This is a genomic window from Chryseobacterium lathyri (assembly GCF_030812195.1).
GTDB classification, from domain to species: Bacteria; Bacteroidota; Bacteroidia; order Flavobacteriales; family Weeksellaceae; genus Chryseobacterium; species Chryseobacterium lathyri_A.
Genome location: NZ_JAUSSF010000002.1, coordinates 897,673 through 913,604, shown reverse-complemented (window position 1 = coordinate 913,604; position 15,932 = coordinate 897,673). Strand labels below are relative to the sequence as shown.

The 15,932-nt window shown below is 37.8% G+C and carries 17 protein-coding genes; 7 read left to right on the top strand and 10 right to left on the bottom strand.

The window, feature by feature from the left end; translation table 11 throughout:
* Positions 1–51 precede the first annotated feature (51 nt).
* Positions 52–921 (top strand): helix-turn-helix transcriptional regulator, encoded by an 870-nt coding sequence (locus J2T03_RS14425; RefSeq protein ID WP_307212098.1) that lies wholly within the window; start codon positions 52–54, stop codon positions 919–921.
* Positions 922–1,018: 97 nt separating this feature from the next.
* On the opposite strand, the gene J2T03_RS14420 is transcribed toward J2T03_RS14425, so the two are convergent.
* Together J2T03_RS14420 and J2T03_RS14415 are read right to left on the bottom strand one after the other, a co-directional pair.
* Positions 1,019–1,303 (bottom strand): hypothetical protein, encoded by a 285-nt coding sequence (locus tag J2T03_RS14420; protein WP_174772309.1) that lies wholly within the window; start codon positions 1,301–1,303, stop codon positions 1,019–1,021.
* A 93-nt stretch (positions 1,304–1,396) separates the two neighbouring features.
* A complete protein-coding gene (locus J2T03_RS14415) occupies positions 1,397–3,004 on the bottom strand; it encodes a fumarate hydratase (protein WP_306841474.1) in 1,608 nt (535 codons plus the stop codon).
* A 136-nt stretch (positions 3,005–3,140) separates the two neighbouring features.
* On the opposite strand from J2T03_RS14415, the gene fumC reads away from it, so the two are divergent.
* Both fumC and J2T03_RS14405 read left to right on the top strand, forming a co-directional pair.
* Entirely contained in the window at positions 3,141–4,535 is a 1,395-nt protein-coding gene (fumC, locus tag J2T03_RS14410) for a class II fumarate hydratase (RefSeq protein WP_307212096.1), read from the top strand.
* Between the two features lie 148 nt (positions 4,536–4,683).
* The gene (locus J2T03_RS14405; RefSeq protein ID WP_307212093.1) at positions 4,684–4,890 is read left to right on the top strand and encodes a hypothetical protein; all 207 of its coding nucleotides are present in this window, start codon (positions 4,684–4,686) and stop codon (positions 4,888–4,890) included.
* A 43-nt stretch (positions 4,891–4,933) separates the two neighbouring features.
* On the opposite strand, the gene J2T03_RS14400 is transcribed toward J2T03_RS14405, so the two are convergent.
* The 8 genes from J2T03_RS14400 to J2T03_RS14365 all read right to left on the bottom strand — a co-directional run bounded on the left by J2T03_RS14400 (position 4,934) and on the right by J2T03_RS14365 (position 13,269).
* The gene (locus J2T03_RS14400; protein WP_307212090.1) at positions 4,934–5,659 is read right to left on the bottom strand and encodes an ABC transporter ATP-binding protein; all 726 of its coding nucleotides are present in this window, start codon (positions 5,657–5,659) and stop codon (positions 4,934–4,936) included.
* Between the two features lie 2 nt (positions 5,660–5,661).
* Positions 5,662–7,128 carry a DUF5687 family protein gene (locus J2T03_RS14395; RefSeq protein WP_307212087.1) on the bottom strand — a complete coding sequence of 489 codons (1,467 nt, stop codon included), beginning with the start codon at positions 7,126–7,128 and terminating at the stop codon, positions 5,662–5,664.
* A gap of 51 nt (positions 7,129–7,179) precedes the next feature.
* Positions 7,180–8,829, bottom strand: a complete 1,650-nt coding sequence (locus J2T03_RS14390) for a DNA repair protein RecN (RefSeq protein ID WP_306841467.1) — start codon at positions 8,827–8,829, stop codon at positions 7,180–7,182.
* Positions 8,830–8,906: 77 nt separating this feature from the next.
* Complete coding sequence (porD, locus tag J2T03_RS14385) at positions 8,907–9,809, bottom strand: type IX secretion system protein PorD (protein ID WP_306841465.1); 903 nt, start codon at positions 9,807–9,809, stop codon at positions 8,907–8,909.
* Between the two features lie 36 nt (positions 9,810–9,845).
* Entirely contained in the window at positions 9,846–11,051 is a 1,206-nt protein-coding gene (coaBC, locus tag J2T03_RS14380; protein WP_307212084.1) for a bifunctional phosphopantothenoylcysteine decarboxylase/phosphopantothenate--cysteine ligase CoaBC, read from the bottom strand.
* Between the two features lie 123 nt (positions 11,052–11,174).
* Positions 11,175–11,498: a DNA-directed RNA polymerase subunit omega gene (locus J2T03_RS14375; protein WP_027372958.1), complete on the bottom strand. Its 324-nt coding sequence runs from the start codon at positions 11,496–11,498 to the stop codon at positions 11,175–11,177.
* Between the two features lie 42 nt (positions 11,499–11,540).
* Positions 11,541–12,536 (bottom strand): outer membrane protein assembly factor BamD, encoded by a 996-nt coding sequence (locus J2T03_RS14370; protein ID WP_307212081.1) that lies wholly within the window; start codon positions 12,534–12,536, stop codon positions 11,541–11,543.
* A gap of 103 nt (positions 12,537–12,639) precedes the next feature.
* Positions 12,640–13,269 (bottom strand): TetR/AcrR family transcriptional regulator, encoded by a 630-nt coding sequence (locus J2T03_RS14365; RefSeq protein WP_073328854.1) that lies wholly within the window; start codon positions 13,267–13,269, stop codon positions 12,640–12,642.
* 97 nt (positions 13,270–13,366) lie between these two features.
* Here J2T03_RS14365 and J2T03_RS14360 point away from each other — a divergent pair, with 97 nt between their 5' ends.
* The 4 genes from J2T03_RS14360 to J2T03_RS14345 all read left to right on the top strand — a co-directional run bounded on the left by J2T03_RS14360 (position 13,367) and on the right by J2T03_RS14345 (position 15,893).
* Positions 13,367–13,993, top strand: coding sequence for a TatD family hydrolase (locus J2T03_RS14360; protein WP_307212078.1), 627 nt, complete (start codon positions 13,367–13,369; stop codon positions 13,991–13,993).
* The gene (locus tag J2T03_RS14355) at positions 13,986–14,711 is read left to right on the top strand and encodes a tRNA threonylcarbamoyladenosine dehydratase (protein WP_306841445.1); all 726 of its coding nucleotides are present in this window, start codon (positions 13,986–13,988) and stop codon (positions 14,709–14,711) included. Before J2T03_RS14360 ends, J2T03_RS14355 begins: the two co-directional genes overlap by 8 nt.
* A complete protein-coding gene (gene rnpA, locus J2T03_RS14350) occupies positions 14,711–15,088 on the top strand; it encodes a ribonuclease P protein component (protein WP_307212075.1) in 378 nt (125 codons plus the stop codon). The genes J2T03_RS14355 and rnpA overlap by 1 nt, the downstream gene beginning before the upstream one ends.
* Before the next feature lie 193 nt (positions 15,089–15,281).
* On the top strand, positions 15,282–15,893 hold the full coding sequence (locus J2T03_RS14345) for a DUF4126 domain-containing protein (protein ID WP_306841441.1): 612 nt from the start codon (positions 15,282–15,284) through the stop codon (positions 15,891–15,893).
* Positions 15,894–15,932: the final 39 nt, after the last annotated feature.

Sequence of the window (15,932 nt, the reverse complement as noted above, 5' to 3'; positions counted from 1 at the left end):
TCCGGTGTAAGGGTTTATTTCAAATTGTACCATCCAGTAAAAGCATTTCATATGAAGAATCTAGCCAATAGCGGATTAATGTTCAGCTCCGAAAATATCAGAATTTTGATGCAGGAAGATGAGCAGCCTAAAAAGTATTCAAGATTACATATGATTGAGAGCAGGGCGAGTTTCAGTCTTCTTTTTTTATTGAGTCCGAATATCAGGCTGGAAGCTCATGACTGTGAGACAAAATTTCTATTCAGAAAAAACCAGTATATTCTTCACTATTCCTCCCAAGAAAGCACAGCAGAACTCTGGACAGAAAACCAGGAAGCCATAAAATATTTCCAGATACAGATCAATTACCAATATATATTCAATCTCATCGATCCAGAATCCAGCAGGGAGAATGCAGAAATTCTGGAAAATATGATTAGAAACAATTATATCTTTCTTCATAAGAAAACACCGCCGTATATGACAGTGGAAATGCATATGATCCTAAATGAGCTGATCAGCTATTCAAAAAAAGGGATGATGCAGAGGTTATTTGTCGAGGCTAAAATCATTAAACTGCTCATTCTTATTTTTGAACAATTCAATGAGAAGAATAAGTTACAGGCTGAGCCAGGGATTTCCTTTGTGGTCAAAAAATTCATTGATGAAAATTATCATAAGAATATCCGGGCGGAAGATATAGGAAAGCTTACAGGTATTAGCCAGAATAAGATCAGAAAGGAATTTAAGTTCCAGTATAAGATGACCGTGGCAGATTATATTTCAGATCTGAGAATGCTTAAGGCGAAGAAAATGATCATTGACAAAGATATTCTAGTCAAAGAAATAGCCATTGAATGCGGCTATGAATATGTCCAGAATTTTACCCGGGCATTCAAGAAAAAATTTGGGGTATCCCCGGAGAAACTGAGAAACGGATAAATAAAAAACCGCTTAAAATAAATTAAGCGGTTTATATATGTTGTTTTGCTTTGATATTACTTTTTCAGAATTAAGGTGAAAAAGCAATGACAATCAATTAATGATGATGTCCGTGATCGTGGATGAAAGGTCCGTTCCCCTTAGGGTTGCTGAAGATTACTTCTACACCTTCCTGCTCATTTACCTGCTTTCTTCTGATGTCTTCAGGATCGAAAGGTTTTACTTTTCCGAAATATTCTTTCAGACCTTCAGTTAGCCACATTGGGATTACCAATCCGAAGAACATGAAGATACACCAGAATCCTACTAAGAACATAATTATAAAGAATACAGTCCATAGGAATTGGTAAAACGGCCAAAATGCTGATAAAATCGTTATCATTCTCTTAAAGATTTTAGGCAAAAATAGGACTTTTTTGTATTGTACACAAAAGATACAAGCCCTATTTTATAATTTATTTTGATTTTAAACTAATTAGTGAGCAAGATCTGCGAAGAAATCATTGCCTTTATCGTCCGTAATGATGAATGCCGGGAAATCTTTTACTTCAATTTTTCTCACAGCTTCCATCCCTAATTCAGGGAAATCTACAATATCTACGGATACAATATTATCTTTGGCAAGGATGGCTGCAGGTCCTCCGATGGATCCAAGATAAAAACCACCATACTTACCGCATGCATTGGTCACATCCTTACTTCTGTTTCCTTTGGCAAGCATGATCATACTTCCGCCATGGCTCTGGAATTCGTCAACATATACATCCATTCTTCCGGCAGTTGTAGGTCCAAAACTTCCTGATGCCATTCCTTCCGGAGTTTTTGCAGGTCCTGCATAATAGATGGGATGATTTTTGAAATATTCCGGCATCGGTTTTCCGCTGTCGATGATTTCTTTGATCTTCGCATGAGCAATATCTCTGGCTACGATCAGTGTTCCGTTTAATTTTAACCGGGTTTTGATAGGATATTTAGACAGTTCAGCCAATATCTCAGGCATTGGCTTGTTCAAATTGATCTCAACAGCCTCTTCCAAGTGTGGAGGAGTATCCGGTAAAAACCTTTTTGGATCCTGCTCAAGCTGTTCAAGGAAGATACCTTCTTTTGTAATTTTCCCTTTGATATTTCTGTCTGCAGAGCATGAAACCCCCATTCCAACCGGGCAGGATGCGGCATGGCGCGGAAGTCTGATCACTCTTACATCGTGAGTAAGGTATTTTCCTCCAAACTGTGCTCCGATAGCACTTTCCTGGCAGATCTTCTGAACTTTAGCTTCCCATTCAAGGTCTCTGAAAGCCTGTCCTGCTTCGTTTCCTTCTGTCGGAAGGTTGTCATAATATTTTGCAGAGGCTTTTTTCACAGCAGCCAGATTCGCTTCAGCTGAAGTTCCTCCAATGACAAGCGCCAGGTGATAAGGTGGACATGCGGCTGTCCCAAGATCTGAAATTCTTTCTTTTACGAATGCTTCAAGAGACTTTTCATTCAGTAATGATTTGGTCTTTTGGTATAAGAATGTTTTATTGGCAGAACCCCCACCTTTTGTTAAAAACAAAAACTCATAGTAATCTCCTTTTTTAGCATAAATATCAATTTGTGCGGGAAGGTTTGATCCTGAATTTTTCTCTTCAAACATCGTCAAAGGAACCACTTGAGAATATCTGAGGTTTCTTTTTTGATAAGTGTTGTAGATCCCTTTACTCAGGTATTCTCCATCCTCAACTCCTGTGTAAACATTTTCTCCTTTTTTACCCATCACAATAGCCGTCCCGGTATCCTGGCATGAAGGAAGAGCTCCTTCTACAGCAACTGCGGCATTCTGCAACAAATTGTAAGCTACGAATCTGTCGTTATCAGTTGCTTCCGGATCGTCGATGATTCTTCTGAGACTTTCAAGGTGTGAAGAACGGAGCATGAAAGATACATCAGCCATAGCTTCTTCAGCCAGAAGCTCAAGCCCTTTCGGATCAATTGTTAAAATTTCTCTTTCTCCTAATTTTTCAACCTTTACGTAATCTGATGTCAATTTTTTATACACCGTATCATCTTTCTGGATCGGATACGGATCCTGATATCTAAAATCCATTCAATTTTTGTTTGTGCAAAAATACGCCATCCTTAAAAAAACATGAGTAAAATCAGTCATGCATATCGATATTTATAATGGTTATAAATTGCGGGATTCTGCGTTTATGATTAACTTTATAAAAATTTCAATCACAATGAATTACAGAATCGAAAAGGATACTATGGGAGAGGTTCAGGTGCCTGCAGATAAATTTTGGGGAGCGCAAACTGAACGTTCAAGAAATAATTTTAAGATCGGGCCGGAGGGTTCTATGCCTCACGAAATCATCGAAGCTTTTGCTTATTTAAAGAAAGCAGCAGCTTACACCAACACTGATCTTGGAGTTCTTTCCGCAGAGAAAAGAGATATGATTGCCAGGGTATGTGACGAAATTCTTGAAGGAAAACTGAATGACCAGTTTCCATTGGTGATCTGGCAGACCGGCTCCGGAACACAGTCGAATATGAACATTAATGAAGTGGTTTCAAACAGAGCTCATGTAAACAATGGCGGAACTTTAGGTGATACATCTGAAATTCATCCCAATGATGATGTGAACAAATCACAGTCTTCAAACGACACTTATCCCACAGCCATGCATATTGCCGCTTATAAGAAAGTGGTGGAGGTAACCATTCCTGCTGTTGAAAAATTAAAAAATACCCTTGCTGCAAAAGCAGAAGCTTTTAAAGATATTGTAAAAATCGGGAGAACACACCTTATGGATGCTACGCCGCTTACTTTGGGACAGGAATTTTCAGGCTATAAAGCTCAGCTTGAATATGGACTGAAAGCATTAAAAAACACCCTGCCTCACCTTTCCGAGCTTGCTTTGGGCGGGACTGCAGTAGGTACAGGGCTTAATACTCCAAACGGTTATGATGTAAAAGTAGCTGAATATATCGCGAAGTTTACGAACCATCCATTTGTTACAGCTGAAAATAAATTTGAAGCTTTGGCAGCACATGATGCGATTGTGGAATCTCACGGTGCACTAAAACAGTTGGCTGTTTCTTTATTTAAAATCGCCCAGGATATCAGATTATTAGCTTCCGGACCACGTTCGGGAATAGGGGAAATTCATATTCCTGAGAACGAGCCGGGATCTTCCATTATGCCGGGAAAAGTAAATCCTACACAGAATGAAGCAATGACAATGGTTTGTGCACAGGTTCTTGGAAATGATACAACCATATCTTTTGCCGGAACACAAGGAAATTATGAGCTTAATGTTTTTAAACCTGTAATGGCATACAACTTCCTTCAGTCTGCCCAGTTAATTGCTGATGCATGCATTTCATTCAATGATCACTGTGCAGAAGGTATTGAACCGAACCATGAGAGAATTAAAGAACTGGTGGACAAATCATTAATGCTTGTTACTGCTTTAAATACACATATTGGTTACGAAAATGCTGCGAAGATTGCAAAAACAGCCCACAAAAACGGAACTACCCTAAAAGAAGAAGCTGTGAACCTTGGTTTTTTAACTGCTGAGCAGTTTGACGAATGGGTGAAACCTGAAAACATGGTAGGAAGCCTGAAATAAATTTAATATATAGAGATTAAATGATAGAAAAGCCTCAGAATACATGGGGCTTTTTAGTTTTGATAAAACTCTGATATTTAAAATATTAAGATCCGTTTCCATTATATAATTTCATATATTAGTGATATAATATTTAAAAACTAATCTTATGAAAAATTCAAAAAAATTCAGCAGAGAAAACCTGAAAGATGTATTTGGAGGTGCTAGTATTCCACGATGCCCTACGAACTGGTATCTTGTTCAGTACAATGGTTACTATGCATGTTGCAGTGTTCCCACAGACAATCCGTGCCAGGGAATGTGCATGGTGCATGTAGATATGTGTGCAACTCCAATAGAGGAAGATCCTATTTAAAATAATTGATGGCAAGGGCGGGAAAATTTTCCCGCCCTTTTCATTATAAATTAACTGCTGAAGACACCGAAACCTGATCTGAAAAATACTGTTCAAGATCCCGCAACGTTTCCGGGTTGGTCTTTATATCTTTCACAAGCTGCCCTTTATTCACAACAACAATTCTGTTGCAAACTTCTGTAGTATGCGAAAGATCATGGCTCGAGATCAGAAAAGTTACGCCGTCCTGCTTTGAAAGTTCTTTAATCAGATTTTTAAGCTTAATTTGGGTAGAAGGATCCAGATTCGCAAAAGGTTCATCAAGAATAATGATCTCCGGATTTCCAATGACAGCGCCTACTATTCCCACTTTTTTCTGATTTCCTTTTGACAGATCACGGACGTATTTTCCTGAATTGAGAATCTCACCATTGAAAAAATCGTGAAATGGCTTTAAAAACTCATCGATGGAAGCCTTATTCTGCCCTCTCAGTTCTCCAATGAAATAAAAATATTCCTCCGGTGTCAAATAGCCGATCAGGAAAGTATCATCTACAAAAGCAGACACTTTATTTTTCCAGATTTCAGATTCATTCACTTTGATATCCTCGATGCTTACAAATCCTGTCGTAGGCTGGATCAGATCAAGCATAAGACTGAAAAGTGTGGTTTTTCCCGCTCCATTATTTCCTACCAGTCCAAAAGTTTCACCGTCAGGAATTTCAAGATACTCAATATTAAGAACTGTGGCAGTTCCATAGGTCTTGGATAAGTTATTGATAGTAATCATAGTTAGTCTTTGTTTTTAAATGCGTCCAGTGTACTGTATTTTTCGCGTTTATATTGTTTGACAATGATATCGAATATTTTTTCTCTAAGGAAGAATCCTAAAAGTCCAAAAACGGCAATGCTTACAACTCCGGCTGTAATTCCAAAGAAATATTTTGACAGAGCAAAAACACCCATTGGAAGCAGCATTTTCGGAATTAACAAGAGCATGGATTTCAGATTAAAGCTGTTTTTCTGTCCTATTCTTTTTTCCTTTGAATTAAGGTCGATCTGGGTTTTATTAAATGCTCCGGACCAAAGGGTAAGCTGGGAATTTACCCCAATATTATAAAGTCCAGCTGCAAAAAATGTAACATACAGCTCCCAGCCGAAATAGGCGTAGAACAATGCAATAATGATTGAAGCTGCTGTCATAATGTTCATCAGCCACCATTTAGCTTTGAGATATTCTTTGTAGGGAACGTTCAGCGTCATCATCAGCGGATAGTAAGAACTGTCGAAAGCAGGAACCCTCTGCCCGAAAAGAAACTGAAAACCTCCGGTTACAAACAACCCCATAAACATCATCATGGCAGGTGTTTTATAAATCGTAGACGTAAACATCAGCAATCCGTAAAAAAGAAAGAAAAAGCTTCCAATCAGAATACCTTTTGTTACCTTATTACGTCTCAGCATTTTAATATCATTGTTGATAAACGTTCCGATAACACCATATTTATTTAAGAAAGCAATATTTTCCGTTTTCCCGAACTGCTTTTTAGCTTCTAATCCCCGATCCAGATAAAATTCTTTACGGACGTAATTAAAGCATATTCTCCAAAGACTGAAAAACAGCATAATCGGAATTACCACCATATAAGGATTCTTGTAGAAACCGTAGACAAATCTTTCTGAGTAAGAAAGCACAGGTACAATATTATAATATCCAAGCCCGGCCACCGCAGCAAATAAAAGTCCTATGATAATGGCAACTGCTTCCTTATCATTAAACAGAATATTGATAAAATTATTAAGATAAAACAAAAGGGAGATCCCGATAAACCAGGTCAAAACACCCGTCACACTATATCCATTGAACAGTGCAATGACAGAAAATGTGATAAAGAATAAAGAATTCAGCCAGCTTAACGCCGAAAGAAAGGTTTTCACAAACATATAATTGACCAGCGTATTCTTCGGAATATTCTGGGTCAGAAACGGTTTGATATTCTGAGTTGGCATTTCCTGCCAGATGTATTTTAAGATCAGATCTACCGCCCATGCAATAACTAAAAATTTTGAAACAACTTTTAAAGGATCCAAGTGCATTTCATCCCGTACATAGAAGAATACAGCAAAAGCACCACCCGCCAGGCATGCCATAAAATAAAAAATTCCTATAAAACGAAGGATTTTCATGGCCAGATTTAAGCCTACAGAAGTACCACGGAAAAAGCTTTTGATTTCAAGCCTGAGGAACTTTAGAAACATATTTTAGTTTTTTACATTAGTCAGTATAATGTAAAATATGTTACAGTTTTTTTAGCCTATTAATTCTTTCGCCTGTGCCAGCGCCGCTTCAGTAATTTTACTTCCGGAAAGAAGCTGGGCGATCTCGTTCAGTTTTTCCTCGTCATTCAGAGGAATGATGGTGGACTGTGTTTTGCCGGAAATATCACGTTTCACCACTTTGTAGTTGTCATTTCCTTTTGCAGCAACCTGTGCAAGGTGGGAAATAACGATAAGCTGCATATCCGTGGCCATTTCTCTCATCAGGTTTCCGATCTCTTCTGCCACTTTTCCGGAAACTCCCGTGTCAATTTCATCAAGAATAAGGGTTGGAAGCTCATCGCTCTCGGCAATGATCTTCTTCACGGCAAGCATTACTCTTGATCTTTCACCGCCGGAAATGGCTGTCTGGATCGGTTTTAAAGGAAAGCCTGAATTGGCTTGAAACAGCAACTGTATATTTTCTTTCCCAAATGCATTAAACTCTGTTGTATCCTGAAGCTCAATATCAACTCTGGCTTTTTCAAGACCTAATTTTTTGAGAAGGTCTTCTGCTTTTTTGATAAAGACAGAAATAGACTTCTTTCTGTTTTTTGAAAGTTTTTCTGCCAGAGATTGAAGTATTTTTTCTTTTTTGGAAATATTTTCTTCAAGCTCTTCAATATAATCTTCAAGCTCTGAAGCCCCTTTTTTTTCCCCCGCCAGCTGATCTCTGAGCTCTTTCAATTCATTGATGTCAGAAACGTTATGTTTCAAAAATAAAGCATTGATTTTATTATTAAGCTCAACAAGGATCGCAAGGTTAGCCGGATTGATTTCTATTCTTTCCGATTCATTTTCAAGTTCAGAAATAATATCTTTCAATTCCACAAAAGAGGTTTCCAGCCTTTCGTCCAGTTCTGAAAAGCTGCCTGAAACTTCGGAAATCCTTGACAGTTTATTTTTAGCTTCGTTAAAGAAAGACAGAATTCCTACTTCTTCCTGGTGAAATCTTGAAAGAATCTGTACCAAATTTTCAGAGATCATCTCGGCGTTTTCCTGGATAGAAAGCTGGTTCTGAAGGTCTTCATAATCTACATCATCCAGTTTCAGTTCCTCCAGCTCGTTTAAGAGAAATTCTTTATAATCACTTTCTTTTCTGTTTTCAGAGAGCTGGGTCTGAAATTTTTTAAGCTGTATTTTTAAACTCTGAAAGTCTGAAAATTCATTCTGATAATCTTCAATAATCTTTTTATTTTCAGAAAGGCCGTCAATAATTTTAAACTGGTATTCTGAGGTAAAAAGGTTTGAGGTTTCAAACTGCGAATGGATATCAATCAGTTTTGAAGATAGTTCTTTAAGTACATCAAGGGTTACAGGGACATCATTGATGAATGCCCTGGATTTTCCTGAAGGAAGAATTTCCCGCCTGATAATGGTCTGATGCTCATAATCGAGATCGTTTTCAATGAAAAATTTTTTGAACTGGTTATTCAGGTCAAATTCAGTTTCTACAATGCTTTTCTCTTCTGATTTAGAAATGGATTTAGCTTCAGCCCTTTCTCCGAGGATTAACCTTAAGGCTCCTAAAATAATAGATTTCCCCGCTCCGGTTTCTCCGGTAATTACCTGCAGACCGTTATTCAATGATACTTCAAGAGTATCAATCAAAGCAAAGTTTTTAATGTAAATTCTCGAAAGCATGGATAATAGCTGATTACTTTAGGTAATGCAAATATAGAGTATAGAATTAAGTATTCATAACTTGAAGCAAAGGATCTTTATTTCCACTTATTCCATTTGTTCTCCGAATTTTTTGGAGAGAGCGTCATCATCAGCTGTTTAAGGTCGTTTATGACAATTCCTCCGTTGTTTCCGGAATTGAAAACATTAAAGATCTCATCACTTTTGTTATCAAGGAACAGATTGAAATAATAGGACTGCTGGAAAGAGTTTTCATATCTCTTCAGCTGTAACAGGGCATCAAAAATCACTTTTTTCGCAGCGGTCTGGTCCTGGTTGAATAAATTATCCAAACCTGCTCTATGGTAAGTATACATTGTGGAACGTAATTGGCTCCAGTTCGGGTTGATGATTTCATTGATCAGGATCGTGCGGCTTCGCGGCTCATTGATAACATTCCATCCTTCATAATTCCTGTTCTGGGAATTCTGAGCGATCTGCTGTGCTTTTGCAAACCACTGTGTTCCACCCATAGACTGAAAACTGTCAGCATCATACCCTAAAATCACGTACACATAAAAACTGATCACATCAATCAGGTTTTTTCCGGAAAACTGTCTTTCATTGAATACAAGATTTTCATTTTCCACATATTCAAATGCAAATCTCTGATCCTGAAGGTTGACTAATGGTGATTCATAGCTGGTATTGTACACCGGACGGACAGCCTGGATTACAATACTTCCTTTGAATCTGTTTCCATCTCTTTCAGCGATCACGACAGCAAAATTACATTTAACCTTTTCGAAATTTTGAAGCTTTTTCCCCGTCCAGCTGGTATTATTGATAAAGTCTCTGAGACTTTTCTCCAGAGCTTTATAGGCCTGCTGGTTACTTCCTCCCAACTGCTGGGAGTTGATCTGTACAGTTGCAAGCAATTCCTGGGAGAAACTCAGATTATATATAAAAAGCAGCAAAAATAAGCTTATGATTTTTTTCATTATCTATTAAAAATTGAGAACGGAAATTTATTAAAATTATTTTAAAAGTTGAGCCTCAACAAAATCCAGAATATCCGCAGCTACTTCGTCCTTAGATTTGAGATCAAATTCCTTTTTCTCTGTTTTGGTGAATATTTTGATTTTATTGGTATCATTCTTAAAGCCGGCTCCTTCGTCACGGAGCGAGTTCAGTACGATCATATCGAGGTTTTTCTTTTCCAGCTTTCCTTTGGCATTTTCTTCTTCATTCTGGGTTTCCAGCGCAAAACCTACCAAAAACTGATGGGTTTTCTTTTCACCCATTGTCTTAAGAATATCTGGATTTTTAACCAATTCGATGGTTAAGCTATCATCATTTTTTTTAATTTTCTCTTTTGCTACCTCTTTTGGAGCATAATCTGCTACTGCTGCACTCGCAATACCAATATCCACACGGTCATAAAATTCAAAAACTTTATTCAGCATTTCTTTGGCAGAGGTTACTTTATGAAGCTGGATATTTTTATCATCTGTTTTTTGTGAGCTGGGTCCTGATATCAAAATAACTTTCGCTCCTCTTTTTGAGGCTTCTTCAGCAAGGGAAAAACCCATTTTGCCGGAGGAATGGTTCCCGATAAATCTCACGGGATCAAGAGCTTCATAGGTAGGCCCAGCCGTGATCAGTATTGTTTTTCCTTCTAAGCTTTTGGTCTGATTTCCAGAAGTAAAGAAATGATCAACAGTTTTAAAGATGGTTTCAGGTTCTGCCATTCTTCCCTGTCCTACCAATCCGCTGGCCAGTTCACCGGTTTCAGCAGGAATGATGATATGCCCATAATCTTCTGCCATTTCAAGATTCTGTTTAGTGGAAGGATGTGCATACATATCAAGATCCATGGCCGGAGCAATAAACACTGGACATTTTGCAGACATATAGGTGGCAATCACGAGGTTGCCACACATGCCGTGAACCATTTTAGCTAATGTATTGGCCGTGCATGGGGCTATAATCATTACATCTGCCCATAAAGCCATCTCCACATGGCTGTTCCAGATACCGTTATCACCATAAAAATCTGAATACACAGGTTTTCTGGAAAGGGTTGAAAGACTTAATTTCGTTACAAACTGCTCTGCATCGGGAGTTACAATCACCTGAACTTCGGCTCCTTTTTTTACAAAATCCCTGATCAGGAAATGAATTTTATAGGCCGCAATTCCCCCAGAAACAGCGATAAGTATCTTTTTACCGGAAACACTCATTTAGTTTTAATTTTTGAACTCCTAAATTACTTATTTTTTCGCACAAAGACAGGGTATAAACAGACAAAGGTCATAAAAGAACTGAATTCCCTTATGACCTTCATATATAAAAAACACAAATGATTATTTTCTGTCTTCTGTCTTTCTGAAATAGATATCTTCATTCAGCCATTCTTCGATAGCAATAGAAGTAGGCTTAGGAAGTTTTTCGTAATGTTTAGAGATTTCAATCTGCTCTCTGTTTTCGAAAACTTCTTCCAATGTAGAATTGTGCACAGCAAATTCGTCCAGTTTATTGTGAAGCTCCGTACGGATCTCTGCATTGATCTGCTCTGCTCTCTTTCCCATGATAACAATAGCTTCATAGATTGAACCTACTTTATCTTCAATCTTGTCTTTATCGTAAGTAATAGTATTTACTTCTGCTTTTGTATCTTTTACGCTCATTTTGAGAAAATTATTTTATTAATAAGGTGGCAAATTTACGAATTATCTTTGGATTTTGAAAGTGGCCGCCGGCGGAGGGGTCTGAAGTGCCGCACTATCCCTCTGGATCTGCATTGCCTTCTTTTCATTACTGATCTGATCTTTGATCTGCTGCTCGGCTTTACCTTTTTCTGCCATTTTTTCTGCCTCCTTTTTCTGTCTTGCCGTTAATGCCGCAATTCTTGCTTCTGTCTGTTTTTTAACGACAGCAAAATTTTCTTTTTCTTTTATCAGTTTCGTTCTAAGGTCTGTTGCTGTTTTGGAATATTCTGTATTCGGAACTTCCTTTTCTACCAGCTTTGTATAAGACAGAGCACTTTCTATACGCTCATCTTTAAGGTCATAAATAGACTTTAAAGCCAGCTCGTAGCGTGATTTCATGATATAATCGTAAATCTTCGGACGAAGCTTAGTACTCGGGAAATCTTCCAATACATTTTCAAAAGCTACGTTAGCGGCTTTGTACTCACCCATTTTGAAGTACTGTCTTGCATTTTCATATGCTTTGAATTCTAATTTATAAGACAGTTCGTCAATCAGCTGGCTGATATTTTTAGATCTTTCAGAATTTGGATAATTGGTCAGGAAATCCTGAAGCTCATTAATCGCAGTTTCTGTGGTAGACTGATCCAGGTTGTAATCCATGGAACCTTCATAATAGCATAATGCAGACATATATGCCGCTTCTTCTGCTCTTGGATCCTTAGGGAAGTTTACTGCAAAGTTTTTAAACTGATGTCCTGCCAGTTTATAATTTTTGTCATAATAATTTGCATAGGCAGTATTAAAACCCACATTAGGAAAATCATCTGTTCCTGCTACGAGGTTAGTAAGCCTGTCATATAAAGCCAAGGCATTTTTCCATTTCTTTTTGGCAAAATTATCATTAGCCGCCTTTAAGATAAAATTCTTGTCAGCACTCTTCATTGCTTTTTCCTGCTGGCTTACGCATGAGGAAAGAACCGCCACTGCAAAAAGACCTAAAATATATTTTTTCATATAAAAAATTCAACAGTTTTCGGATGATACAGCCGATTTACTAATTTGCAAAAATATAACTTTTTTGTCAATAGATTTTTTTTTATGAATATTTAACGTAAAATTAGTCTGCAGCATATCCTAAAATCGCAAAAACGCTGACTAAAAGATTCATTCTCACTTTTTTCTCAGCTTCTTTGGTGTAAGCTTCTTCGTTTTTACTCGGTACATACAGCTCATAGAAATTTTTATTCCTAATGACGAACAATGTGGATCCTATGATCATGGTAAGAATATCTTCAGGCTTTGGAGTGAAGGTAAATACTCCTGATGCAACTCCTTTTTTGATGACATCATCCAGCTTTTTCACAAACAGCTGGTAGAAATCCAGCAGTTCATCTTTTAAGTTTTCGGTATGTCTGAGCTCCTGCGTTACAAATCCGTGAAAATAATTGTATTTGAATAATTGGGAAACAATGTATTTGATGATCTCCCTAAGCTGCATTTCCGGCTTGCCATCCTTGATGGTGTCTGCAAATTCAGAAAAATTCTCTCTGGTTTTCAGTACGCGGTACTGATAGAGATAAGACATCATTTTTTCTTTGGAACCGAAGTAATAGGAAATCATCGCCACATTAATATTGGCCTTGGAACAGATATCCCTCACAGAGGTCCCTTCATACCCCTTTTTGGCAATAAGCTCCTCAGCAATGTCCAAAATATGGATCTGTTTTTCTGTAAATTTTTTTCTCATGAAGTGCACTTTGAGTAAAGTTAAGAAATTTTTAACAAAATTATAAACGTTCGTTTAAAATTTTAAATTAATTTTCTGGATAATTGTACTTTTGTGAATGGATTTTTTTGATTTTCACCATCATAAGAAGAATAACCTGTATGGGATTTATAATATAGATTTCGGGACAGTCCCACCAGATTCCCCCTATTCTATAGGGATACATCCTAAAGACATTGCCGTGGGATCTATAGAGGAACAGTTCAGGTGGCTGGAATCAAACATTTCAGAAAACTGTCTGGCCATCGGTGAATGCGGACTGGACTCTATTGTTTCTATACCCCAGAATATCCAGGAGCAGATTTTTCAGAGGCAGATTATGATTTCCAATGAGGTGAAAAAACCTTTGATTATTCACTGTGTAAGAAAGTTTTATGAAGTAATCTCTTTTAAGAAAAAGGCTGAACAGGCGGTTATCATTCACGGTTTTAACAAAAAGCAACGGATAGCGGAAGATCTTCTGAAAAATAATTTTTATTTGAGTTTTGGAAAAGCCGTTTTGTATCATCTATCTTTGCAGGATATTGTAAGAAGCACTCCTTTGAACCGAATGTTTTTAGAAACTGATAATGAATATTTTAACATAGAGGAATTATATTCAAAAGTTTCGGAGTTAAAGGGTATTTCTTTGGAAAAACTGAATGAACATATTTTAGAAAATTTAGACACAATAAAGAATGGATAAGTATTGGCTGGAGAGAACAGAGCTCCTGATCAAAGAAGAAGGACTGGGAAAACTTAATAAAGCGAATGTACTGGTAATAGGCTTAGGTGGTGTAGGTTCTTTTGCCGCAGAATTTTTAGCCAGAGCCGGAGTGGGAAATATGACCATTGTAGACGGCGATACAGTAGATATCACCAACGTCAACAGACAGCTTCCTGCATTACATTCTACAGTAGGAAAGCATAAAGTGGAAGTGGTTGCCGAAAGGCTTCTTGACATCAATCCAAAAATGAATTTAATCAAGATCAATGAATTCCTCAATCCGGAAAGAATGGACGAAGTTATTGATTCCAGTAAGTTCGATTATATCCTGGACTGTATCGATAGTGTAACTCCAAAATTATGCCTAATTAAAGCTGCTAAAAGAAGAAAAATAAAACTGATCAGCTCTATGGGAGCAGGCGGAAAAACAGATCCCAGCAAAGTAATGGTAAGAGATATCAGCAAAACTCAGAACTGTTTTCTTGCCAGACAGATCAGAAAAAGACTTAAAAAGGAAAAGATCAATAAGGGTTTCCGGTGTGTATTCTCGAATGAACTTCAGAAGGAAGAAAGTTTGAAAATGACGGACGGAGCCAACTACAAAAGATCTTTCTACGGCACTATCAGCTATATTCCTGCCATCTTCGGATTATATGCAGCGGCTGAAGTGATTAATTATCTAGTGAAACAAGATTAATGCAGAACTTCAAATATTCCAGAGAAGAAAAACTCAAAAAAAATACTGAGATTGCTTTACTTTTTGAAAAAGGTAAGTGGAGGAGCTGCGGAAATCTGAGGATCATTATTCTGAAAGACAAACCCAATCTGGAAGTGGAAAGCCATAAGTTCGGGGTATCTGTTTCTAAAAGATATTTTAAGAAGGCTGTACACCGGAACCGGGTAAAAAGGCTCTTAAGGGAGTGCTATCGTTTGAATAAGAACCTGTTTAAAGAAGCTTTTGGAGAAAAAACGTTAGCCATGATGTTTTGGGTTTCTCCCGAAATGCCGGCCAAGTTTCAGGATGTGGAAGAGCAATTTATCAAAATTTGCCATATGCAGAAGAGGCCTCAATGATGTAACAATAACAGTGTAGTAATTCCCCAATGAAACTGTTGTAATGCTTGAAGCTGTATTTAACCACAGATAGCACAGATTTGCACAGATGATTCCGGAAAGTTGTTGCTATAAAATCTACAAGTACTTATTTTTTACAAAATCTTGCATAGTTTTTGTAATTTTAGGGGAAACAATAAATCTGAAAATTAAAATGTTAGATCAAGTTCCCTATTTTCCCTACATACTCAGTGCTTTCATTGGTATAGGATTGGCTGCTGCTACAGGCTTTAGAGTTTTTCTGCCGATGTTTGCGGTAAGTCTCGCTTCTTATTTTCACTGGATTCCGATGAATGAGCATTTTGAATGGCTTTCGGGGCTTCCGGCGCTCATTACTACCGGAATTGCGACAATCGCTGAAATTTTAACGTATTACATTCCGTTTGTGGATCATCTGCTGGATACGGTCTCGGTTCCTTTGGCTACTGTAGCGGGCTCTGTTTTATTTGCCAGCCAGTTTGCTGATCTTGGAACTTTTCCCCAGTGGGCACTTGCATTAATTGCAGGAGGCGGAACAGCTGCTACCATCAGTTCCGGTTTTGCAGGAATCCGGGCAGCCTCTACTGCGACAACGGGTGGCCTGGGAAATTCTGTAGTGGGAACTACTGAAACCGCAGGCGCCGGAATTATGTCCATATTAGCAATGGCTGCACCAGTTATCGCTGCCGTTTTTGCGCTCATTATGATTATTCTCGTTGTTATTTTCGGACGGAAAGCATGGCGTAAACTGCGTGGCAGTAAAGATGATGCCACTGATACAATATAAAAAATAAGGCTGGACACTTTTCTGTGATCAGCCTTTTTT